This is a genomic window from Rhizobium sp. 10N414 (assembly GCF_056394785.1).
Genome location: NZ_JBFTIN010000008.1, coordinates 96908 through 119892, shown reverse-complemented (window position 1 = coordinate 119892; position 22985 = coordinate 96908). Strand labels below are relative to the sequence as shown.

General features: G+C 59.8%; 15 protein-coding genes. 8 read left to right on the top strand and 7 right to left on the bottom strand.

Features of this window, described 5'->3' with window-relative positions; translation table 11 throughout:
- Window positions 1-6: 6 nt before the first annotated feature.
- Complete coding sequence (lptE, locus tag AC1DE4_RS10450; RefSeq protein WP_025657947.1) at window positions 7-528, bottom strand: LPS assembly lipoprotein LptE; 522 nt, start codon at window positions 526-528, stop codon at window positions 7-9.
- Window positions 518-3148 (bottom strand): leucine--tRNA ligase, encoded by a 2631-nt coding sequence (gene leuS / locus AC1DE4_RS10445; protein WP_025657948.1) that lies wholly within the window; start codon window positions 3146-3148, stop codon window positions 518-520. Before leuS ends, lptE begins: the two co-directional genes overlap by 11 nt.
- A 199-nt stretch (window positions 3149-3347) precedes the next feature.
- On the opposite strand from leuS, the gene AC1DE4_RS10440 reads away from it, so the two are divergent.
- Together AC1DE4_RS10440 and AC1DE4_RS10435 are read left to right on the top strand one after the other, a co-directional pair.
- On the top strand, window positions 3348-4007 hold the full coding sequence (locus AC1DE4_RS10440) for a YggS family pyridoxal phosphate-dependent enzyme (protein WP_025657949.1): 660 nt from the start codon (window positions 3348-3350) through the stop codon (window positions 4005-4007).
- An 82-nt stretch (window positions 4008-4089) separates the two neighbouring features.
- A complete protein-coding gene (locus AC1DE4_RS10435; RefSeq protein ID WP_477881276.1) occupies window positions 4090-6000 on the top strand; it encodes a propionyl-CoA synthetase in 1911 nt (636 codons plus the stop codon).
- 58 nt (window positions 6001-6058) lie between these two features.
- Here AC1DE4_RS10435 and AC1DE4_RS10430 read toward each other — a convergent pair whose 3' ends face one another.
- Window positions 6059-6757 (bottom strand): DUF1013 domain-containing protein, encoded by a 699-nt coding sequence (locus AC1DE4_RS10430; protein WP_018858939.1) that lies wholly within the window; start codon window positions 6755-6757, stop codon window positions 6059-6061.
- A 228-nt stretch (window positions 6758-6985) separates the two neighbouring features.
- On the opposite strand from AC1DE4_RS10430, the gene acs reads away from it, so the two are divergent.
- A complete protein-coding gene (gene acs / locus AC1DE4_RS10425) occupies window positions 6986-8941 on the top strand; it encodes an acetate--CoA ligase (RefSeq protein WP_018858938.1) in 1956 nt (651 codons plus the stop codon).
- 178 nt (window positions 8942-9119) lie between these two features.
- On the opposite strand, the gene AC1DE4_RS10420 is transcribed toward acs, so the two are convergent.
- Together AC1DE4_RS10420 and AC1DE4_RS10415 are read right to left on the bottom strand one after the other, a co-directional pair.
- Window positions 9120-9419: a thermonuclease family protein gene (locus tag AC1DE4_RS10420; protein ID WP_245271614.1), complete on the bottom strand. Its 300-nt coding sequence runs from the start codon at window positions 9417-9419 to the stop codon at window positions 9120-9122.
- A 44-nt stretch (window positions 9420-9463) separates the two neighbouring features.
- Window positions 9464-9688: a DUF1674 domain-containing protein gene (locus AC1DE4_RS10415; RefSeq protein WP_018116220.1), complete on the bottom strand. Its 225-nt coding sequence runs from the start codon at window positions 9686-9688 to the stop codon at window positions 9464-9466.
- Window positions 9689-9811: 123 nt separating this feature from the next.
- Between AC1DE4_RS10415 and htpX the strand changes: the two genes are divergently transcribed.
- The 4 genes from htpX to purH all read left to right on the top strand — a co-directional run bounded on the left by htpX (window position 9812) and on the right by purH (window position 15646).
- Complete coding sequence (gene htpX, locus AC1DE4_RS10410; protein ID WP_025657952.1) at window positions 9812-10774, top strand: zinc metalloprotease HtpX; 963 nt, start codon at window positions 9812-9814, stop codon at window positions 10772-10774.
- Complete coding sequence (locus tag AC1DE4_RS10405; RefSeq protein WP_026372014.1) at window positions 10771-12159, top strand: RsmB/NOP family class I SAM-dependent RNA methyltransferase; 1389 nt, start codon at window positions 10771-10773, stop codon at window positions 12157-12159. The genes htpX and AC1DE4_RS10405 overlap by 4 nt, the downstream gene beginning before the upstream one ends.
- A 110-nt stretch (window positions 12160-12269) precedes the next feature.
- Complete coding sequence (locus AC1DE4_RS10400) at window positions 12270-13934, top strand: heparinase II/III family protein (protein ID WP_025657954.1); 1665 nt, start codon at window positions 12270-12272, stop codon at window positions 13932-13934.
- A 95-nt stretch (window positions 13935-14029) separates the two neighbouring features.
- Window positions 14030-15646 (top strand): bifunctional phosphoribosylaminoimidazolecarboxamide formyltransferase/IMP cyclohydrolase, encoded by a 1617-nt coding sequence (purH, locus tag AC1DE4_RS10395; RefSeq protein ID WP_025657955.1) that lies wholly within the window; start codon window positions 14030-14032, stop codon window positions 15644-15646.
- Between the two features lie 16 nt (window positions 15647-15662).
- Here the strand turns inward: purH and AC1DE4_RS10390 are convergent, their stop codons facing one another.
- A complete protein-coding gene (locus AC1DE4_RS10390; RefSeq protein WP_025657956.1) occupies window positions 15663-17048 on the bottom strand; it encodes an MFS transporter in 1386 nt (461 codons plus the stop codon).
- Between the two features lie 30 nt (window positions 17049-17078).
- A complete protein-coding gene (locus AC1DE4_RS10385; protein WP_477881271.1) occupies window positions 17079-21854 on the bottom strand; it encodes an NAD-glutamate dehydrogenase in 4776 nt (1591 codons plus the stop codon).
- 254 nt (window positions 21855-22108) lie between these two features.
- On the opposite strand from AC1DE4_RS10385, the gene pdxY reads away from it, so the two are divergent.
- Window positions 22109-22984: a pyridoxal kinase PdxY gene (pdxY, locus tag AC1DE4_RS10380; protein WP_025657958.1), complete on the top strand. Its 876-nt coding sequence runs from the start codon at window positions 22109-22111 to the stop codon at window positions 22982-22984.
- The last annotated feature ends 1 nt before the right edge of the window (window position 22985 follow it).

Sequence of the window (22985 nt, the reverse complement as noted above, 5' to 3'; positions counted from 1 at the left end):
CGCTCCTCAGCGGCCAAGCGCAGCCGCAATATCGGCACCAACGAACTCAGCAGCCTGCCGTGCGGCGCGGTTCTCGGCGTCGCGGATGGCGCGTTGCTTGGCAAATTCCTGAGCTGGGAAGTCGACCAGCGCAGTGGCATAACGATTGCCGGCCTTGATGACGTGGCCGTCCTTTGCGGACTTTAGAGTGTAGTCGACGCTGACGGTCGCACGTCCGGCAAGCGATTCGTCTGACGACGCCACCAGCAGCGTGCTGATGACATTCGAGCGAGCGCTGAATTCAACCTTGTATTCGGGATTCTCAGGCTCGCCGGCGCCACGCGAAGCGATAAAAATCAGTCGATTGCGAACCTCTTGCTCAACGCGGCTCCCCGCTTCCGAGAAACCGACGGACGCCAGCTTGCCCGCAGCGCCGGAACTTTCGGAATAAAGAGGGCGAACCTGGCAGGATGCGAGAAAAGCCGTGGACGCTAGGATTGCGGCAATGCCGGTGCCGCGCACCAGCTTAAAAGCGATATCAAACGACAATGTTCACAATCCTTTGTGGAACCACGATGATCTTCTTAGGCGTCTGACCGTTCAGCGCCTTCTTGACGTCATCCAATGCGAGCACACCCTCGGTGACGGCATTCTGATCTGCGTCGCGAGAAATTGTCAATTCGGCGCGCTTCTTGCCGTTGATCTGAACCGGCAAAATCACATCGTTCTCAACGACGAGGGTTTCGTCATAACGCGGCCAACCAGTGTGCGCCAGCAATCCGCCGTTGCCCAGCACCGCCCAGCACTCCTCAGCCAGATGCGGCGTCATTGGTGCTACCAGCTGGATAAGGATCTCGGCCGCGTCCCGCGCTGCGGCGCGATACGCCGTATCGCCTTCGCCTGCAGCGACGCGGGTCAATGGCGACGCCAGGGCATTGACGAGCTCGTAGATCCTCGCGACGGCCTTATTAAACCAGAGACGATCATAATCGTTCTGGACGGCCTTCAAGGTTTTGTGCGCGATCTGCGAAATCGCTTGAGCTTCCCCATCCTTAGCCGGAGTCGGCGCAACATCGCGAAGATTGTCGGATACCTCGGCAATCAGACGCCAGAGCCGCTGCGTGAAGCGGTGGGCGCCCTCGACGCCTGCCTCCGACCAGATAACGTCGCGCTCAGGCGGCGAGTCCGAAAGAACGAAAAAGCGGGCAGTGTCTGCACCGTAAGAAGCGATGATATCGTCCGGATCGACGACGTTCTTCTTCGACTTCGACATCTTCTCGATCGAGCCGATCGCGACTTCCTCCCCGCTGGAAAGGTGATAGGCGCGGCGTTTCCCGTCCAGCTCCTCGATGCGAATATCCGCCGGTGCAACCCACTCGCGGCCCATGCCCGTGCCGCGGCTGTAGGTCTCGTGCACGACCATGCCCTGGGTAAAGAGACCCTTGAACGGCTCCTTTGCATCGACGTGGCCTGTCTCGCGCATCGCCCGGGTGAAAAAGCGCGAATAAAGCAGGTGCAGAATCGCGTGCTCGATACCACCAATATACTGATCGACTGGCAGCCAGCGATTGGCAGCGCTTCGGTCGGTCGGCTTGCTCTCCCAGGGAGCGGTAAAGCGGGTGAAATACCAGCTCGAATCGACAAACGTGTCCATCGTGTCGGTCTCCCGCCGTGCATCCTTGGCGCACTGCGGGCAAGCGACGTGCCGCCAGGTCGGATGACGATCGAGCGGATTGCCGGGTTGGTCGAAGGTTACATCCTCCGGCAGCTGCACCGGCAGGTCCTTCTTCGGAACCGGGACAACGCCGCAATCGTCGCAATGGATGACAGGGATCGGGCAACCCCAATAGCGCTGGCGCGAGATACCCCAGTCACGCAAGCGGAAGTTCACCCTGCGCTCACCCTGCGGAGCATTGCCAAGCGTCATTGACGACAGGCGGTCGGCAACGATCTCGAATGCCTCAGTTGTGCTCTTGCCATCAAGGAAGCGCGAATTGATCATGACGCCATCGCCGTCATAGGCAACGTCGCCGACGCTGAAGGTCGCGGCATCGTCATCCGCCGGCATAACAACGGGAACCACCGGCAGGTCGTATTTGCGTGCAAAATCCAGGTCACGCTGGTCACCGGATGGGCAACCAAAAATCGCGCCGGTGCCGTAGTCCATGAGGACGAAGTTTGCGACGTAGACAGGCAATTCCCATGACGGATCGAGCGGATGCTTGACGCGAATGCCGGTATCGATGCCCTTCTTCTCCGCCGTCTCGAGCGCAGCAAGTGAGGTTCCGGCACGGCGGCATTCTTCACAAAAGGCATCGATAGCCGGATTCTTCGCTGCGGCATCCTTGGCCAGCGGATGGTCGGCTGCGATAGCCAGGAAGGAGGCGCCAAATAGCGTGTCCGGACGGGTCGTGTAGACCTCGATCTCGGTTTCTCCGGCCGGAGCCGTCTCCTGGACGATCTCCCAGCGCAGCATCATGCCTTCCGAGCGACCGATCCAGTTCTTCTGCATCAATCGGACCTTTTCCGGCCACTGATCAAGCGTGTCCAATGCCTCGAGCAGATCCTGGCTGAAGTCGGTGATCTTGAAGAACCACTGCGTCAGTTCCCGTTGCTCAACCAGGGCACCGGAACGCCAGCCGCGTCCGTCGATCACCTGTTCGTTGGCGAGAACGGTGTTGTCGACCGGATCCCAGTTCACCTTCGACTGCTTGCGGTAGACGAGTCCCTTCTCGAGGAAATCTAGGAAAAGATGCTGCTGGTGCTGGTAGTAGGCGACATCGCAGGTTGCGAATTCGCGGCTCCAATCCAGTGAGAGGCCCATCGCCTTCAACTGGGACTTCATCGATGCGATGTTCTGGTAGGTCCAGGAGGCCGGATGTACACCGCGCTCCATTGCCGCATTTTCAGCCGGCATGCCGAAGGCGTCCCAACCCATGGGATGTAGAACGTTGTAGCCGCGAGCGCGCTTATAGCGAGCTACGACGTCGCCCATTGCGTAATTCCGCACATGGCCCATGTGGATGCGGCCGGATGGATACGGAAACATCTCGAGGACGTAATACTTCTCGCGCGGATCGCTGTTGTCGGTCTCGAAGACCTTCGCTTCGTTCCATTTTTGCTGCCAGCGAGGTTCAGCATCACGCGGGTTATAACGTTCGGTTGCCATGGTATTCGTATTTCCGAAAGATCAGGGGAAGTTGGTGGTGACCTTCACCATGAAACCACGGTAGCGTCAAGTTTTACGGGCGCCGCAAGCGTCCGATCTCGGCCCGCCGGCCACTATTTCGGGCGCGTGGGCCTTGGCAAGCACAGTCGGGGCGTTTAGTGCATTGCCATCTTCTCATGCAGTCATGTCGAGGCGAGTGATGGAACTTGAAGAGCGATTGAACGACGTGCGCTCGCGTATCTCCGCGGCCGAGCAGCAGGGGAAACGGCCCGACGGTTCGGTTCAGCTTGTCGCCGTTTCAAAGACATTCGACGCAGACGCGATCCGCCCGGCAATTCAGGCCGGGCAACGGATCTTCGGGGAAAACAGGGTTCAGGAAAGCCAGGGAAAGTGGCCTGAACTGAAATCCGAGACGTCAGGCATTGAACTTCATCTCATCGGCCCTCTGCAGTCGAACAAGGCGGCCGAGGCAGTCGCGCTGTTCGATGTCATCGAAACCATCGACCGGGAAAAGATCGCCCTTGTGCTCGCCGACGAAATGAAGCGTCAGGCGAAGACCCCTCGCCTCTATGTTCAGGTGAATACCGGGCTTGAGCCGCAGAAGGCAGGAATTGCCCCTGATGATACAGTAGCGTTTGTCGCTCTTTGCCGCGACGAACTCGGCCTCGCCATTGAAGGCCTGATGTGTATTCCGCCGGCGGACGAGAATCCGGGTCCGCATTTCGCGTTGCTTGCCAGGCTCGCCAAGGCTTGCGGCGTCGAGAAACTCTCGATGGGAATGTCCGGCGACTACGAAACCGCGATTGCCTTTGGCGCGACCAGCGTTCGCGTTGGCTCCGCGATCTTCGGTGCCCGCTGATACGCTCCTTTCGTCGGGCTTTCTCTCCTGCCATGCCTCTCCTAGATTGATAGGATAATTTGCGTGTCCTGGGGAGGAGCAGATGCAGGGAAGCTATCGCCAGACCTATTCCAGGTGGAAGGACGATCCGGAGGCTTTTTGGCGCGAGGCGGCGGCAGAAATCAACTGGTTCAAACCGCCGGCGCAGACCTTTTCGCGAGAAGGTGGTCCATACGGCCGCTGGTTTGCCGGGGGCGAAACCAATACCTGCTACAATTGTCTCGATCGGCACGTTCTAGCGGGCCGTGGTGACGATACCGCCTTTATCTACGATAGCCCGATTAGCGGCACCAAGGCTGTGTTTAGCTATGGTGACGTCCTTGCTGAAGTCAGTGCCATTGCAGCAACGCTCCGGCAACGTGGAATCGCAAAGGGTGACCGCGTCATCATCTATATGCCGATGGTCCCGCAGGCAGTTTTCTCAATGCTTGCCTGCGCGCGCATCGGCGCGGTCCATTCCGTCGTGTTCGGTGGCTTTGCGGCAAATGAGCTCGCGGCCCGTATCGACGATTCGGGGGCGAAGCTCATCATCACGGCAAGTTGCGGGCTCGAGCCGGGACGGATCGTGCCCTACAAGCCCTTGGTCGATCAGGCGATTGCCATTTCGAAGTCGAAGCCGGCCCACTGCCTTGTCTTGCAGAGGCCGCAGCTTGCAGCTGATCTCACAGCCGGTCGCGACGAGGATTTCGACACTACTGTCGCGAGAAATCGTGGTGTGACCGTTGAGTGCATTCCCGTCAGTGCGACGGACGAACTCTACATTCTCTACACCTCAGGCACGACGGGCCAGCCGAAAGGGGTCGTGCGCGACAATGGCGGTCACATGGTCGCCCTCCATTGGTCGATGGCAAATATCTTCGGCATCAAGCAGGGCGAAGTGTTCTGGGCGGCTTCCGACATCGGGTGGGTCGTCGGCCATTCCTACATCGTTTATGCACCGCTGCTGGCAGGCGCGACCAGCGTGATATTCGAAGGAAAGCCAGTTGGTACACCGGATGCCGGCGTCTTCTGGCGCATCGCTTCAGAGCACGATGTCCGCGTTCTCTTTACGGCGCCTACCGCTTTCCGTGCCATTCGACGGGAGGATAGCGATGGGGTTCGTCTCAAGGCCTATCCGATGCCGAATTTCCGTGCCCTGTTCCTTGCGGGAGAGCGCGCAGATCCCGAAACGCTGAAGTGGGCCGAGCGCATGCTTGATGTTCCCGTGATCGATCATTGGTGGCAAACGGAGACTGGATGGCCGATGGTGGCAAATCCGCTCGGCCTCGAAGCTCTGCCGGTGAAGCATGGCTCCCCTTCCATGCCGATGCCGGGCTACAGCATTCATGTTCTTGATGATGCCGGCCACGCGGTTGAGCCGGGGACGCTCGGCAATATCGTTGTCGAACTCCCCCTGCCGCCTGGCTGCCTGCCCACGCTGTGGAACGCCGACGAGCGTTTCCACACAGCCTATCTGGCTGAATTTCCCGGTTACTATAAAACGGCGGATGCCGGCTATATCGACGAGGATGGCTATCTCTTCATCATGTCGCGCACCGACGACATCATCAACTGTGCGGGCCATCGGCTGTCGACAGGAGCGATGGAGGAGGTTTGTGCCACGCATCCGGATGTTGCCGAATGCGCGGTGGTTGGAATTGCCGATCAGGTGAAGGGTCAGGTCCCCTGCGGCTTTCTCGTTCTGAAGAAGAATGTTTCACGGGAAACATCGGCCATTGAATCGGAGGTCGTACAGCTGATCCGCGATGCGATTGGCCCGGTCGCTTCGTTCAAGACGGCGATAACCGTCGAGCGCCTCCCCAAGACGCGCTCCGGCAAGATCTTGCGCGGCACGATGCAGAAAATCGCCGACGGCGTGCCTTGGAAAATGCCGGCGACGATCGACGACCCCACCATTCTTGAGGAGATAGCTGAAGCCCTGCGCAAGCGTGGATATGGTTCGCTGCCGATGTAGGTACAAAAAGAAAAGGCCCCGCTTACGCAGGGCCTTGTGGATCGATCACCGTAGGCAATCAATACTGGTCGTCTTCGTCCTCATCCTTCGGAGAGGATTTCAGCGACTTGAGCTTTGCGAAGACGGCATCGGCATCGATTTCCTTCTCCTCTTCGCGCTCATGGCGGGTCAGGCGCTCGGTTTCATGCGCCGACTCCAAGGTCGCTCCGAGTTCGGCCGCTGTCGGCAGCGGGCGTCCCTTTGCCGCCTTTTCGACTTCCATGTCTAGATCGATCTGGCTGCAAAGACCGAGTGTCACCGGATCCATCGGCGCGAGGTTAGCCGAATTCCAGTGCGTACGCTCGCGAATCTGTTCGATTGTCGACTTCGTGGTGCCGACGAGGCGGGAAATCTGCGCGTCTTTCAGTTCCGGATGGTTGCGCACCAGCCACAGAATGGCGTTCGGCCGATCCTGGCGCTTAGAAACCGGCGTGTAGCGCGGGCCGCGGCGCTTGGATTCTGGCACGCGAACCTTCGGTTCCGAGAGCTTCAGCTTGTGCGCAGGGTTCTTTTCGGCGCGGGCGATTTCATCGCGCGAAAGCTGACCCGTTGCGATCGGATCGAGACCTTTGATGCCCTGTGCGGCTTCGCCATCGGCAATTGCCTTCACTTCGAGCGGATGCAGTCTGCAGAACTGTGCGATCTGGTCGAATGACAGGGCTGTGTTGTCGACGAGCCAGATGGCAGTCGCCTTCGGCATGAGCAATTGTTGAGCCATGGATATAGTCCTTCTGTCGTCCGCGCCGGTGTCGCGGTCCGTGGATTGTCACCACTATGTCCGGGAAATATGCCGCTATATAACCGCAGTGATGCAGAATTGCAATTGATCACGAATGAAATGACCTTTGTCTAATTGCCGGGCAGATGTGACCTGCTATGAATGCCTATAGCCAGTCCGGGCTGCTTCGCTTTTTGGTCGCCCGGTGCCCGAGTGAGGAGGAGTTTCATGTCCGAAAAGATCTACCCGGTGCAAAAGCCGGTGAAGAACCATGCGCTTATCGATAAGGCCAAGTACGAGCAATGGTACGAGGAAAGCGTCGAGAACCCCGACAAGTTCTGGGGTAAACATGGCAAGCGGATCGATTGGTTCAAACCCTACACGAAGGTCAAGAACACGTCTTTCACTGGCCGAGTCTCGATCAAGTGGTTCGAGGACGGGCAGACGAACGTTTCGTACAACTGTATCGACCGGCACCTGAAGACGAATGGCAATCAGACGGCGATCATCTTCGAGGGCGACAATCCCTACGTCGACAAGAAGATCACCTATAACGAGCTCTACGAGCATGTTTGTCGCATGGCGAACGTCATGAAGAAGCATGGCGTCAAGAAGGGTGATCGTGTTACCATCTACATGCCGATGATACCCGAGGCTGCCTATGCAATGCTCGCCTGCGCGCGCATTGGTGCGGTCCATTCGGTGGTGTTCGGAGGGTTTTCTCCGGAGGCTCTGGCCGGCCGTATCGTCGATTGCGAATCCACCTTCGTGGTTACCTGCGATGAAGGGGTGCGCGGCGGCAAGCCGGTGCCGCTGAAGGACAATACAGACACGGCAATTCACATTGCCGCCCGTCAGCATGTCATCGTCGACAAGGTTCTCGTCGTACGGCGTACAGGCGGCAAGACCGGCTGGGCACCGGGTCGCGACCTCTGGTACCATCAGGAAATCGCCACGGTTAAACCGGAGTGCCCGCCGGTGAAGATGAAGGCGGAGGATCCGCTGTTCATCCTCTACACCTCGGGGTCTACTGGAAAGCCGAAGGGTGTGCTGCATACGACCGGCGGCTATCTCGTCTATGCGGCAATGACCCACGAGTATGTCTTCGACTACCATCCGGGCGATATCTATTGGTGCACCGCCGACGTTGGCTGGGTTACCGGACACTCCTACATCGTTTACGGTCCGCTTGCGAACTGCGCGACGACGCTAATGTTCGAAGGCGTGCCGAATTTTCCGGATCAGGGCCGATTCTGGGAAGTCATCGACAAGCACAAGGTCAACATCTTCTACACGGCACCGACGGCGATCCGGTCGCTGATGGGTGCCGGCGACCACTTCGTCACCCGCTCGTCGCGCTCCAGCCTGCGCCTGCTCGGAACGGTTGGCGAGCCGATCAATCCGGAAGCGTGGGAATGGTACTACAATGTTGTCGGCGACAAGCGCTGCCCCGTCATCGATACCTGGTGGCAGACGGAAACCGGCGGCCACATGATCACGCCGCTGCCGGGCGCGACCGATCTGAAGCCGGGTTCGGCGACGACGCCGTTCTTCGGCGTGAAACCGCAGCTGGTCGACAACGAAGGCAATGTGCTTGAGGGTGCCGCCGACGGAAACCTCTGCATTACCGACAGCTGGCCGGGGCAGATGCGTACCGTCTATGGCGACCACGAGCGCTTCATCCAGACGTACTTCTCGACCTACAAGGGCAAGTATTTCACCGGCGATGGCTGCCGACGGGATGAGGACGGCTACTACTGGATCACCGGTCGCGTTGACGACGTGCTGAACGTTTCGGGCCACCGCCTGGGTACCGCCGAGGTCGAGTCCGCACTCGTTTCGCATAATCTTGTCTCGGAGGCTGCTGTCGTCGGCTATCCGCACCCGATCAAGGGTCAGGGCATTTATTGCTACGTCACCCTGATGGCCGGCAATGAGGGTTCGGATGATCTGCGCCAACAGCTCGTCAAGCATGTTCGCGGCGAGATTGGCCCAATCGCTGCACCTGACAAGATCCAGTTTGCACCGGGTCTTCCGAAGACCCGCTCCGGCAAGATCATGCGCCGCATCCTGCGCAAAATCGCCGAGGACGACTTCGGCTCTCTGGGCGACACCTCGACGCTTGCCGATCCGGCGGTTGTCGACGACCTGATCGCGAACCGCCAGAACAAGGCGACTGCCTAAGCAAAAGCCGCTCCGAGCGATCGGGGCGGCTTCAATTCTCTACGGGCAGGTTTCTCGTGGCTTTCGGCCGCCGTTATAGGCCTGGACAATCCCTTCCTCCAAGAGGTCCTGAGCCGGATTCCTGCCATCCGAAAGGGTTACATCTGCAAGGATGCGACCGAAATACGTCGCCTGCGATCTACGTAAGCTGGATCTCGGAGGATCCGGATGTAAGGCTTTCCAGGGCGTGACGGGCGTCGATTCCCGCGCGCCTTACGTCAGCGCAGCTCGAGTGCATCTCGGGCGCGTCGATCCCGCGAATACGGACATAGACTTCCATTGTCTGCTGCGGCCAAGGGCGCGCTTCGACCAGCAGTGTGTCTCCATCGATCACTCTCAGGATTTCGGCTGATACTGGCCCTTCAATTTCGTCGCGCGCCGCGGCGTTTACCGCAGTCACAAGAAGGGTCATCGCAACAAACGAAGCAATCTCTCTCATGAAAGGAATAAATTCCACGAGCGAAAGCCAATAGGAATATTTACTTAGAAATCGATGGCCCTGCCGTTGATTTCCCAGTCTCCAAACCGGGAAGGATCAGCGCCGCCGCGGCCACCTATCTCTGATGGCATTTCTACCGGCTTTTCGTTTCGGCGCCGCTCTTCGGCCTCGGCGAGCGCACGCTTGGCGGCTGGCGAGAGCAGCTTGCGTGGCGCCTCGGCGGCTTCAGTCGCCAGGGTTTCATTGTTGTCGTTGTCCGCTGCCTGCATCACGCGATTCCGCCCGAAATATATTGAAAATGGCTGGTGAATGACCAAATCATAGAGCGCCGGCGCCTCAATTGAAACCCTCCGGTTTTGCGCGGCCCGCTTAGGGGTATTTTGGAGATAGCAATGAACCTCGTCCGTACAGCCATGTTGCTTGCCTTCATGACCGCGTTGTTCATGGCCGTCGGCTTTCTGATCGGCGGGCGGAGCGGCATGATGATCGCGTTCGTGATCGCCGCTGGGATGAACTTCTTTTCCTACTGGAATTCGGACCGCATGGTGCTGTCGGCCTATCGCGCGCAGGAGGTTGACGAGCGCAATGCGCCCGAGTTCTTCGCGATCGTCAGGGATCTGGCGCGCAATGCCGGCCTGCCGATGCCGAAGGTCTACCTCTACGACAGTCCACAGCCAAATGCCTTCGCGACTGGTCGCAATCCCGAGAACGCTGCCGTTGCCGCGTCCACCGGCTTGCTGAGCGCACTGACGCCGGAAGAGGTCGCAGGCGTCATGGCCCATGAGTTGGCTCACGTGCAAAATCGCGACACCCTGACGATGACGATTACGGCGACCCTCGCCGGTGCAATCTCGATGCTGGGCAATTTTGCTTTCTTCTTCGGCGGCAACCGGGGAAACAACAACAATCCCCTGGGTTTCATCGGGGTATTGCTGGCGATGATCGTCGCGCCGCTTGCCGCGATGATGGTTCAGATGGCCATCAGCCGGACGCGCGAATATTCCGCCGACCGCCGAGGCGCGGAAATCTGCGGCAATCCTCTGTGGCTGGCTTCGGCACTGGGCAAGATTGCACGTAGCGCCTCGCACGTGCCGAATTACGATGCCGAGCGAAACCCGGCAACTGCCCACATGTTCATCATCAATCCGCTGACCGGTGCTGGCGTGGACAACCTGTTCTCAACGCACCCGAACACGGAAAACCGGATTGCGGCGCTGCAGGAAATGGCGCGCGGCGGCATGAATGGCTCGACGGCGCCGGCGCGCGCTGCTAATCCGATGCGCAAATCGCGCTCGGTTCCGAATACCGGTCTTGATCGCGGTGGTTCACAACCGCCGAAAGGTCCGTGGTCTTGAATTCAGACGGCAAGAAAAAACCATTTCGAAAACCAAAGTCGTCCAATCCGGGCGTTGTGGCTGGTCCGGCAAAGCCCGGATTCCAGGTTCGTGCCGCCGCCGCAAAGATCCTGGCAGCGGTCGTGGACCGTAAGCTTTCGCTTGACGGCGCCTTGGACAATGAACACGGCAATCCGGCCTATAAGGCGCTCAACGAGGGTGACCGCGCCCTCGTCCGCGCCATTCTGAATACAACGCTTCGGCATTTGCCGCGCATCGACGCCGCGATCTCCCGCCTGCTCGAATCGCCGCTTCCCGAAGGTGCGCGAGCGCTGCACCATGTTCTTGCGATTGCCGCGGCGCAGATCCTCTACCTTGATGTTCCGGATCATGCTGCGGTCGACCTGGCAGTCGAGCAATCAAATCAGGACCCGCGCAATCGTCGCTTTGCAAAGCTGGTGAACGCCGTTCTGCGCCGACTTGGACGCGAGAAGGACCAAATCCTTGCTGAGATCGCGACCATTCCGGTGATGCCGGAATGGTTTCTTCAAAGGCTCGAAAAGGCTTACGGCAAGGAAAGGGCGCAATCGATATCTGAATCGCAGCTCGAGCCGGCAGCGATCGATCTTACCGTCAAAGCTGATGCGCAGCGCTGGGCGGAACGTTTGGGTGGTTTCGCGCTGCCGACGGGTGGTGTGCGTCTGGCTGCCTTCGAGGGCAGCATCCCCTCACTCGAGGGATTTTCGGAGGGCGACTGGTGGGTCCAGGACGCGGCCGCCAGCATCCCAGCTCAGCTCTTTGGTGATTTGACAGGAAAGCGAGTTGCCGATCTATGTGCGGCGCCCGGCGGAAAGACTGCCCAGCTGGTTCTCGCCGGTGGTGACGTTACTGCGGTTGAGCAGTCTGAAAACCGCATCAAGCGTTTGCGCGCGAACCTCGATCGGCTTGGACTGAAAGCCGAGACAGTCGCCAGCGACCTGACGAAATATGAGCCTGCAGAGCTGTTCGATGCGATCCTGCTGGATGCGCCCTGCTCATCGACGGGAACGACGCGCCGGCATCCGGATGTTCTCTGGGCCAAGGGGCCGGAAGATATAGCGAAGCTTGCTGCGCTTCAGGAGCGGCTGCTGCGCCATGCGATCACTTTGCTGAAGCCGGATGGCACGATCGTCTTTTCCAATTGTTCCCTTGATCCCGCCGAAGGCGAAGACGTCGTGGCTCGCGTCCTTTCGGATACGCCTTCAGTCGAGCGAGCGGCCGTTGATCCTGAGCGCTGGCCCGGGCTCGAAGCAGCAATCAGCGCGCTTGGCGAATTCCGCACGACACCAGACATGCTGGAGGTTCCCGCTGGTTTTGCGGGCGGTCTTGACGGTTTCTACGCTGTCGTGATGCGCCGTGTTGCCTGATCGCAGGGCAACTGGCATAGTTGAGCACCTGTCATAATTTGATACGCAAGTGTCACGGATTCCGGGCTTGTTCACTTATTCTTAACGACGCGGGTCAATAGACAATAAACATGTGGTCCGGGTTCTCGACTCTTTATGTGAGAGAGGCTTGGCGGCGCACGCTGTGCCGCGGAGCAATCATGCGGTTGCGTCTCTTCCGCCACACGACCCACGCCCCCGAGCGCCTGATTGTGGCCCCCACCGATCTGCGTGCGGTTGATCCGCATGTCGCTGAAGAGATTTTGAACGGTCGCTTCCCGCTTGCCGGGCGGCTTCTCGAAACCGGTGGCAAGTCGCCCTTCAATTTCAGCCTTCCGTCCCGTTCCTTCGCACTGCGGCTTCATGGCTTCGGTTGGCTTCGCCATATGCGGACCAAGAAAAGCGACCTTCACTCGAGCGTTGCCCGCTCCATTGTCAACGACTGGCTGTCGCTGCATGGCGGCCGCATCGAGGGCATCGCCTGGGAAATCGATGTGACGGCGCAGCGCGTTATTTCCTGGCTCTCGCATTCGCCTGTGGTTCTTCACAATGCCGACCGCGGCTTCTATCGCCGCTTCTTGCGGTCGCTTGCCTTTCAGGTCCGGTTCCTGCGGCGAATGGCCAAGTACGCGCCGCCGGGGGAGGTTCGCTTTCGGCTGCGGATTGCCCTTGCGATGGCCTCGATTGCAATGCCGACGCGCGCAGGCGCGCTGCGGCGCGCTGCCGAAGCTTTGGATCAGGAGTTCGACAGCCAGATCCTGCCTGACGGCGGCCATGTCTCACGCAATCCCCGGGTAGGGCTGGAACTGCTCCTTGATCTCCTCCCGCTGCGGCAAACCTACGTCAATCTCGGCCATGACCTGCCGCAGAAGTTGATCTCGGGCATCGACCGCATGTACCCAGCCCTGCGCTTCTTCAGGCATCAGGATGGCGATCTCGCCCTTTTCAACGGCGCGACGTCGACCCTTGCGACAGAGCTAATGTCCTTGCTGAGGTATGACGAGACGGCGGGAGATCCCTTCAAGGCGATGCCGCATTCGCGCTATCAGCGGCTGGCAGCGGGTAAAACGGTAGTCATTGCCGATACCGGATTGCCGCCCACCGGAAGTCTGTCCCGCACGGCCCATGCCGGTTGCCTGTCATTCGAGATGTCGTCTGGACGCCATCGCTTTATTGTCAATTCCGGATCGCCGAAATTTGCCGGCCGGCGTTATGTGCAGATTGCCCGAACGACTGCCGCGCATACCACGGTGACCGTCAACGACACCTCATCCAGCCGCTTCGCTCCGTCCGACTTCATTGCGAATGTGATTACAGACGGCGTGGAGACCGTGAATGTCGATCGCGCGCTCGCCGATGACGGTCGCGACGTCATCAAGTCGAGCCACGACGGCTACCTCAATGCCTTTGGCGTCCTGCATGAGCGCGAGCTGACCCTGAACGCCACAGGGCTGATCGTGACCGGCTGTGATCGGCTGCTCGCGCCGGAGGGCAAGGTCGAAGAGGCAGTGCGGGCCGTGGCGCGCTTTCACGCCCACCCCTCCATCAACCTGAAGCAAATCGACAAAGAGTCGATCATGATGACGGCGCCCGACGGAGAAACATGGCTGTTCTCCTCGCCTGGCAACGAAGTGCTGATCGGCGAGGACGTCTTCTTTGCCGACGCCTCGGGCATTTGCGGATCTGACCAGATCGAGATCGGCCTCTCCTACCCCGACAGGCCGGAAATACGCTGGTTTTTATCGCGCAAGAGCTAGCGGCTGTTTCCGCGGGCGCAAAGCTGTGCTAACGCGGCCCCATCATCCGCTTATCCCTCGCCGGATATCTCCTGAAGACCAAACGGAGAAGCCTCATGGCCGTTGTTTCCAAGAAAATCCCTGCACCCGACAAAGTCAGCATCAAGACCGCGTTGCTTTCCGTATCCGACAAGACCGGTATCGTCGAACTCGCACGCGCGCTTGCCGACAAGGGCGTCCGCCTTCTCTCAACTGGTGGCACTCACAAGGCAATTGCAGCGGCCGGGCTCGCGGTGACCGACGTTTCCGATGTCACAGGTTTTCCGGAGATCATGGATGGTCGCGTCAAGACCTTGCATCCCAAGGTGCATGGCGGCCTGCTTGCTATCCGTGACGATGCTGATCATCAAGCGGCGATGAAGGCGCACGGTATCGAGGGCATCGACCTCGTGGTCATCAATCTTTATCCGTTCGAGGATGTCCGCGCCGCCGGCGGCGACTATCCGACGACCGTCGAAAACATCGACATTGGCGGTCCTGCGATGATCCGCGCATCGGCCAAGAACCACGCTTACGTGACGATCCTGACCGATCCGGCGGACTATCCAGAACTGCTCGAGCAGCTTGCCTCGGACGCCGGACAGACCGCTTATGCGTTCCGCCAGCGGTTGGCCGCCAAGGCCTTCGCCCGGACCGCCGCTTACGACGCCATGATCTCCAACTGGTTTGCCGAGGCTCTTTCGATCGACACCCCGCGCCATCGCGTCATCGGCGGTGTGCTCAAGGAAGAGATGCGGTATGGCGAGAATCCGCACCAGAAGGCGGCGTTCTATGTGACCGGCGAGCACCGCCCCGGCGTTGCCACGGCGTCACTGCTTCAGGGCAAGCAGCTCTCCTACAACAACATCAACGACACCGATGCGGCCTATGAACTCGTTGCCGAGTTCCTGCCGGAGAAGTCGGCGGCCTGCGCGATCATCAAGCACGCTAATCCCTGCGGCGTGGCGACGGGTTCCAACCTGCTCGACGCCTACAAGCGCGCGCTTGCCTGCGATTCCGTTTCTGCTTTCGGGGGGATCATCGCGCTCAACCAGACGCTCGACGCTCAAACCGCCGAGGAGATCATCAAGCTCTTTACCGAAGTCATCATCGCGCCCGACGTGACCGAAGAGGCGAAAGCCATCGTTGCGCGCAAGGCAAACCTCCGGCTTCTGACCGCAGGCGGCCTGCCGGATCCGCGGTCTTCAGGCCTGACGGCGAAAACCGTCTCCGGCGGACTGCTCGTGCAGAGCCGAGACAACGGCATGGTCGAGGATCTGGAGCTGAAGGTGGTTACCAAGCGGGCGCCGACCCATCAGGAACTCGAAGACATGAAATTTGCCTTCAAGGTTGCCAAGCACGTCAAGTCGAACGCCGTGGTCTATGCGAAGGACGGCCAGACGGCTGGCATCGGCGCGGGCCAGATGAGCCGCGTCGATTCTGCACGTATTGCTGGCCTGAAGGCCGAGGAGGCGGCCAAAGCGCTCGGTCTCGCAGAGCCGTTGACGCGCGGTTCGGCTGTTGCCTCTGAGGCATTCCTGCCCTTCGCCGATGGCTTGCTGTCGATGATCGCAGCCGGCGCGACGGCTGTTATCCAACCGGGCGGGTCGATGCGCGACCAGGAAGTGATCGACGCTGCCAACGAGCACAATGTCGCGATGGTCTTTACCGGTATGCGGCACTTCCGCCACTGACCGGTGGCCTTTGCCGTTACGCCCTGTCCGCGGGATAGGGCGTACGGACAAGCAGGATCAGTCCCGCTGCCAGGAAGAGCACCAGGGTTGCCATTCCAAGCCGCGACGAGCCAGTCGTGAAGGTCACGATGGAAAAAAACAGCGTTGCCATGAAGCTCGTGGCGCGCCCCGAAAGCGCATAAATGCCAAAGTAGCGACCGGCCTCGTTCAGGCTCACGCTTCGTGCGAGGTAGGAGCGCGACGACGCCTGGACCGGACCGAAGGCAAGGCCGACCAGCAGACCATAGGCAACGTATGCCTTCTCCGCTGCCGTACCGAAGAGGCCGCCGGAATCTGCGGTTGGCAGCGCAAGCAAGCCAAAGAGCGTGTATCCCGGCCATGTCGACACAATGCCGATGGTGGCAAGCAAGAGCATTGCCAGACTGATGACGATCGTCGATTTGGAGCCGATCCGCCGATCGACCCTGCCTGCAATGATGCAGCCGAAGATCGCAACGACGTTGAGTATGATCCCATAGATCCCGATCTCGACCGTTGCCCATCCAAACATTCCGGCAGCAAAGGCACCACCGAGTATCAGCAGTCCGTTGACGCCGTCCTGATAGATCATGCGGGCGATCAGGAAACGAACGATGCCACGACGACGCTTGAGTTCGCCAAGCGTGCTTTTCAGCTCCGCAAGGCCGGTGCGCACAGCGGCGCCAAACGGAAGGCCCTTGCTGACATCAGGCGTGAAAAAGAACATCGGAAGAATAAAGATCAGGTACCAGATGGCCGAAATCGGCCCAGTGATGCGGGCATCCTCGCCCTTGTACGGATCGAGGCCGAACAAGGGCTCAAGACCAAGAATTGTCTTCCCTGATTGGGGGCTTCCCGCAAGCAGGACCACGACCGCGATCAGGACGATCATGCCCCCGAGATAACCGAGGCCCCAGGCCGTATTCGACAGTTTGCCGACCTCTTCCTTGCCGACGAGCCGCGGCATCATGGAATCGTTGAAGACGATCGAGAACTCAGCGGCGACCGAAGCCAGGATCATGAATGTCATGGGGTAGATCAGAGGCGAACCGGGTGCGGCGAACCAGAGACCGAAGAGACTCGCAATCTTGATGACGGCGAAGAAGGCGATCCACGGCTTTCGCGCGCCGGATTGATCCGCGATCGACCCGAGGACAGGCGACAAGATGGCAATGATCACCGAGGAGATCGTCGCCATGTTGCTCCACATCGTCTGGGCAGAGACCGGATCGGCCGTCAGCCGGGACACGAAGTAAGGGCCGAAAATGAAGGTCGTTACAACAGTGAAGAACGGCTGAGCTGCCCAGTCGAAGAGCATCCAGCCCCAGATGCCCTTCTCCGATGCCCTAGCCGGCTGAGTTCCCGTCCAGTCGATGCGATTCACAGTCCGCTCCTGATTCCGAGCGGAACTCTCTCACCTCGTTCCGTCTCGCGCAAGGTCAGTCAACAGGCCTGCGGCAACCGTGATCCGGGCAAGGTTCGGATCGCCGCTGTCACTCAACCCAGACAATTCCTCGGCAATCCGGTTGATCCTGATGCGATCGCCGGCGTGCCAAGCCTGGACCGGAAGCTTGTCCTTCCCATGGTTAGCAAGTGCCGAAATCACGATATCGCGTCTCGCGCTTGCGATCTGGTCGATGCTGCGCGCCAACGCCAGATTTTCGTAGTGGTCGGCCGTGACGATGCGAGATCCGGCGGCGAGCAACCGTCCGATCCGGAATGTCTGGGAGACGGCGAAATAGCTTTCCGCGGCACGCGCCAGCGGTTCGCCCGTGCGTTCGGCGATCTGCATGATCTCGGGTACCAGCGCAAAGCCAAGCAGCCCCGAAATCTCGGCGGCCAGCTTATCCGGCACCCCAGCCTCGCGATACTCCTGCTGACGTGCCTCAAGCTCGGGCACTGTCTGGTTGGCGAATATCGGCTTGAGCTTCTTGAGGGCTGCCTGAAGCCTCTCAATAGTGGTGGCGATATCGCCCTTGGCCATCTGTGTCTTCAGAAGGAGGCGCGTCAGGACGGTGAAGGTGTGGCTGATCTCTTCGTAGATGCGGTTCTGCATCTGGCCGCCGATCTTGCCGTCCAACGCATCCGTGTCCGTCCAAAGGCGTCCGAGATCGAAGCCATCACGGGCAATGATTGCCGCCCGAACGACCTCCGGCGCGGATGCCGCCGTGGCATCCATCATGCTAACGGCGAAGCCGGGGCCGCCGCGGTTAATGGCCTCGTTGGCGAGCACCGTGGCAATGATCTCCCGTTTCAGACGATGGGCGTCGATATCGGACGCGTTCGTCTTGCGCATTTTTGCGGGGAAGTAGTTGGAAAGCGTCGCAGCGAAATAGGGATCATCAGGCAAATCACTAGCGGCCAGAGCGTCAAACAAGACGATCTTGGCATAGGAAAGCAGAACACCAATCTCGGGTCTCGTCAGAGGCTTGCCTGCTGCATAGCGCTCAGCAAGGACGGTGTCGTCGGGTAGCGTCTCGACCTTGCGGTTCAATTGCTTGGCGCCTTCGAGCACCGTCATGAGCCGGGCAAGTTCCAGCCCGTTGGCTGTACCCTTACGCTCGGTCAGCGAAATCGCCAGAGACTGCAGATAGTTGTTCCGGAGCACAAGCTTGCCGACCTCGTCGGTCATGGACGACAGCAGCTGGTCGCGCTTCGCCCGTGTGAGACGGTTATCGTGCATTGCCGCGGCAAGAGCGATCTTGATGTTGACCTCGACGTCCGACGTGTTGACGCCGGCCGAATTGTCGATTGCGTCGGAATTGCAGCGCCCGCCTCTCAGGCCATAGGCGATACGTCCCTTCTGCGTGACGCCAAGATTCGCGCCCTCGCCGATCACCTTGGCGCGCACGTCTTCCGCCGCGACACGAATGGGGTCATTGGCGCGATCGCCGACCTCGGCGTCTGTTTCAGACGGCGCTTTGACGTAGGTGCCGATACCGCCGAACCACAGCAAATCGACGGGGCTCTTCAGAATGGCCGTTATGATTTCGAAAGGCGTCGCAACGGCCTTGTCTATACCGATTGCGGCTACCGCTTCCGGCGTCAGCGTCACGGACTTCGCCGATCGCGAAATGACCATGCCGCCTTTCGAAAGGACCCCCTTGTCGAAATCCTGCCAGCTCGATCGGGCCAGATTGAAAAGCCGCCGGCGCTCGGTAAGCGTCTTTTCCATATTCGGGTCGGGGTCGATGAAAATATCACGATGGTCGAAAGCGGCGACCAGCCGGATTTTTGGCGACAGCAACATGCCGTTGCCGAACACATCGCCGGACATGTCGCCGACGCCCGCAACGGTGAACGGCGTGGTCTGGATGTCGATGTCCATTTCGCGGAAGTGGCGCTTCACGGTTTCCCAAGCACCACGGGCGGTGATGCCCATCTTCTTGTGATCGTAGCCAGCCGAGCCACCCGAGGCGAAGGCATCGTCCAGCCAGAAGCCGGCCTCCTGGGCGAGCGCATTGGCGGTATCCGAGAATGTGGCCGTCCCCTTGTCGGCGGCCACGACAAAATAGGGATCGTCGCCGTCAAGCCTTACCGTGTCCTTCGGCGGCACGATATCGGCGCCACTGATGTTGTCGGTGATCGACAACAGCGTGCGGATATAGGTTTTGTAGGCTTCGCGGCCGGCGTTGAAGATCTCATCCCGGTTGCCCCCGATCGGGAGCTTCTTCGGATAGAAGCCGCCCTTTGCACCGACTGGCACGATAACGGCATTCTTGACCTGCTGTGCCTTCACGAGCCCGAGGACTTCGGTGCGATAGTCTTCCGCACGATCGGACCAACGCAAGCCACCACGCGCCACCTTGCCGAAGCGCAGGTGCACGCCCTCGACTTCGACGCCATAGACGAACATCTCGCGGAATGGTCGGGGTTCCGGCAACCCGTCGACCAGATTGGGATCAAGCTTGAAGGCCAGCATCGCTTTCGGGGAGCCGTCCGGATTGCGCTGGAAGTAGTTGGTTCTCAGGGTTGCGTCCACGACGTTGACGTAGCGCCGCAGGATCCGATCGTCATCGAGGCTCGGCACGTCGGAGAGTGCTGCTTCGATCTTTTCGTGCTGTTCGCTTGCCTTCTTCATCCGCGCCTTGTCGGTGATCTTGGGATCAAGCGTGTCGTGGAACAGCCGGAAGATCATCGCCGCGATTGCCGGGTATTTATCGAGCGTCGTTGCAATATAGTCGAGCGAATAAGGGATGCCGGCCTGGCGCAGATAGCGTGCGTAGGCGCGAAGAACGCTGGTTTCGCGTGCGGTCAGACCCGCCGATACGATCAGGCGGTTGAAGTTGTCATTGTCAATCAGCCCGCCGAACGCTGCAAGGAAGGCTTCTTCCAAGGTTGCTCCGTGGCGGTGAAGGTCGATCTCGATACCGCCTCGGGCCTCGAGCTCCATGTCGTGCAGCACGACCAGCTTTTCCGAGCCGCCTGGCAGGGTGACATCAATATCGAATGTTCCTTCGCTGATGACATTAAAGCCGAGGTTTTCAAGCAATGGCACGCGGCGGGACAAAGCGAGCTGGCCGCCGGAATGGAAAATCTTCAGGCACAGCAGTTCGATCCCATCCTTTTCCCGCGTGTAGAACGCAATACGGATGGGTTCGCCAGCCGCGCAGGCGGCGATGTCCTCGAGATCATAGTAGGTCTCTTCCGGCGGGAAGAGATCCTGGAAGGCATGGCTTACCTGCAGGCGCGGCGCCTTCGGTCCGGCAAGCGCCTCGAAGCGGTCATCCCAGCGCGCGGTGATCGCGCGGATGGCCTCCTCCAGCTTTCCCTGTGGCACGCGTGGGGTTTTGCCCCCGGACCGGCCGATGATGAAATGGACGCGCGCAACGCCGCCTTCAGGGAAGGCCGGGTAGTAGGCCGAGACACGGCCGTCATAGACGGTCTTCAGATAGGCTCCGATCTTCTCACGCACGATCGAATCGTATTCTTCGCGCGGCACATAGACGATCACGGAAACGAAACGATCGAAGTGATCGATGCGCGGCAGCGCCCGCACGCGCGGCCGATCGGCGAGATCATTGATCTGTTCGGCAAAGCTCGCCAGAAGCGTCGTATCGATCTGGAAGAGGTCGTCGCGCGGATAGGATTCCAGCGTGTTGTCCAACATGCGGCCGGAGTGGCTCATGGGGTCAAAGCCGAAATGTTCCTTCACTCGTTCGATCTTGGAGCGGAGCAACGGGATATCGCTGGCGAGCGACGTGTAGGCGGTCGAGGTGAAGAGACCGACGATGCGCAACTCGCCGGTCACATTCCCGTTGGCATCGAAGCGCTTGACACCGACATAGTCCATATAGGCGCGGCGATGGACAATCGACTTGACGTTGGCCTTGGTGACGATCAGGAAATCCGGACCATCGAGGAAAGCCAGAATTTCAGGCGTGGTCGTAACGGCGTCCTTGCCGGTGCGCAGAACGAGGACGTCGGGGTTCGAAAGAATACCGAGGCCGGTGCCCTTGTCGCGCTCAACCTTCGCGCTCGCGCCCTTGCCGGAATAGACATATTCGCGCATTCCGAGGAAGGTGAAGTTCGCGTCGCGCAGCCACGTCAGGAAGGCAAGCGCTTCATCCCGTTCCGCTTTCCGGCGGCTGGCATTGTAAGCGGAAAGTTCATCGATCACGGTTCCGAGCTTGTCCAGCATCGGCCTCCAGTCGGAAACCGTCACGCGCACCTGCTCGACCACCGTCTTTATCCGCTTGATGAGGTCTGCGGCCTGCGCGGTCGTTAAAGGGGCAAGGTGCAGCTGGATATGGCTGACGCGATTGGCTGGCTCGCTCGGGAGATCGGCGGAGTAAAGTTCCGGCGCTTTGCCGTCCTCCATCACCAGGATCGGGTGCACGGCCATGTAGAGGTCGCGATAGCTGCTGGTGACTTCGCCCATTACCGATTCATACAGGAACGGCATGTTGTGGTCGGTGACCGTGAGAACGGATACGGCAACGCCGTCGGGCTCCACATCGGCGATGGTCTCGATGGTGATCCGAGCTGAATTGCTGCCCCAGGCCGCGAGTTCCTTGGTGGAATGGATGGCCGAGAGTGCCAGCATCTCCGGTGTGTAGCGTTCCAGGTCGTCGCCGCTGGCACGGCCGAACAGGAACTCGGGATTGAGGTAGGCTTCCCCTGTTGCCGCCGCGATCTTGGTCGCGCTCTCCAGTTGTTTTTCGCGCTTCGGATTGTTTCGGCCAGCCATCGCAGATACTCCTCATCTCCTCGATTTGGCGCAAGTTAGCAGAAGATTTGACGAAAGAATCTCTAAAAGACGGCATCCCGAGGCAGCTTTCATGCGTTTTTAGCCGCCGGGACGCAAATTTTCGAAAGATTTTTGGTTCGCCGTGAGTATGTGGAAATTCTTGAGGGGCGACGTTGGCATGCCTGCATGAAGGGCAGTTGACAGTGAAGCCGCAAAAAGGGGATCAACACTCATTGGAAGCCGAGTCGAGCATCATGTCGGAAAATGCCGCAGGAACTGTCATCGTTATCTCCAGCCACGTTGTGCGCGGCTCCGTCGGAAATCGTGCAGCGGTCTTTGCACTAGAGACGCTTGGTCATCAGGTCTGGGCGCTGCCGACGATCGTGCTTCCGTGGCATCCCGGTCACGGTCGGTCGACGCGACTAACGTTCACCGAAAGCGATTTTGAGGCGGCCATCGACGATCTCATTCGCGCGCCCTGGATCGGCGAGGTGAAGGCGGTTCTTTCCGGCTATTTCGGCAATGCCGCGCAGGCGCGCTCGGTTGCCCGGCTCGTAACGGCTTTGCGAGAGCGCAAGCCGGACCTGCTCTATGTCTGCGATCCGGTCATGGGGGATCTGGGCGGTCTCTACGTACCACAGACAACGGCAGAGGCGATCAGAGATTATCTGATCCCACTGGCGTCGCTAGCGACGCCCAATCGATACGAACTGGCCTGGCTTGCAGGCGCCCCGCTGGAGGACAATACGGCGATTATGGACGCCGCCCTGTCGCTGGGGCCCTCCCGTATGCTGGTGACGTCAGCGGTGCCGATGATGGCCGGTGGCACGGGGAACCTCTATCTCTCGGGCCGTCACGCGCTGCTGGCGGAACACCGCCTTATCGACAAGCCGCCGAATGGTCTCGGAGATCTTCTTGCCGCGCTGTTTCTGTCGCGACTTCTTTCCGGCATGGAGGACGAGAAGGCGCTTCAGCTTGCAACGGCAAGCGTCTACGAGGTGCTTGCCCGCGCCGTGAAGCGGGGCAGCGATGAATTGACGCTGGCAAGCGACTCATCGAGCCTGGCATCGCCGATGGCGATGGTCCAGATGCGGCGCTTGATGCATCCGGCCCAAAGGCGCAAGGGCTAAC

Coding starts and splice junctions, on each gene's coding strand:
- leuS (WP_025657948.1), bottom strand. CDS start 3,148: ATGGCAACCGAACGTTATAACCCGCGTGATGCTGAACCTCGCTGGCAG.
- AC1DE4_RS10440 (WP_025657949.1), top strand. CDS start 3,348: ATGGAACTTGAAGAGCGATTGAACGACGTGCGCTCGCGTATCTCCGCG.
- AC1DE4_RS10435 (WP_477881276.1), top strand. CDS start 4,090: ATGCAGGGAAGCTATCGCCAGACCTATTCCAGGTGGAAGGACGATCCG.
- AC1DE4_RS10430 (WP_018858939.1), bottom strand. CDS start 6,757: ATGGCTCAACAATTGCTCATGCCGAAGGCGACTGCCATCTGGCTCGTC.
- acs (WP_018858938.1), top strand. CDS start 6,986: ATGTCCGAAAAGATCTACCCGGTGCAAAAGCCGGTGAAGAACCATGCG.
- AC1DE4_RS10420 (WP_245271614.1), bottom strand. CDS start 9,419: ATGAGAGAGATTGCTTCGTTTGTTGCGATGACCCTTCTTGTGACTGCG.
- AC1DE4_RS10415 (WP_018116220.1), bottom strand. CDS start 9,688: ATGCAGGCAGCGGACAACGACAACAATGAAACCCTGGCGACTGAAGCC.
- htpX (WP_025657952.1), top strand. CDS start 9,812: ATGAACCTCGTCCGTACAGCCATGTTGCTTGCCTTCATGACCGCGTTG.
- AC1DE4_RS10400 (WP_025657954.1), top strand. CDS start 12,270: ATGTGGTCCGGGTTCTCGACTCTTTATGTGAGAGAGGCTTGGCGGCGC.
- purH (WP_025657955.1), top strand. CDS start 14,030: ATGGCCGTTGTTTCCAAGAAAATCCCTGCACCCGACAAAGTCAGCATC.
- AC1DE4_RS10385 (WP_477881271.1), bottom strand. CDS start 21,854: ATGGCTGGCCGAAACAATCCGAAGCGCGAAAAACAACTGGAGAGCGCG.
- pdxY (WP_025657958.1), top strand. CDS start 22,109: ATGTCGGAAAATGCCGCAGGAACTGTCATCGTTATCTCCAGCCACGTT.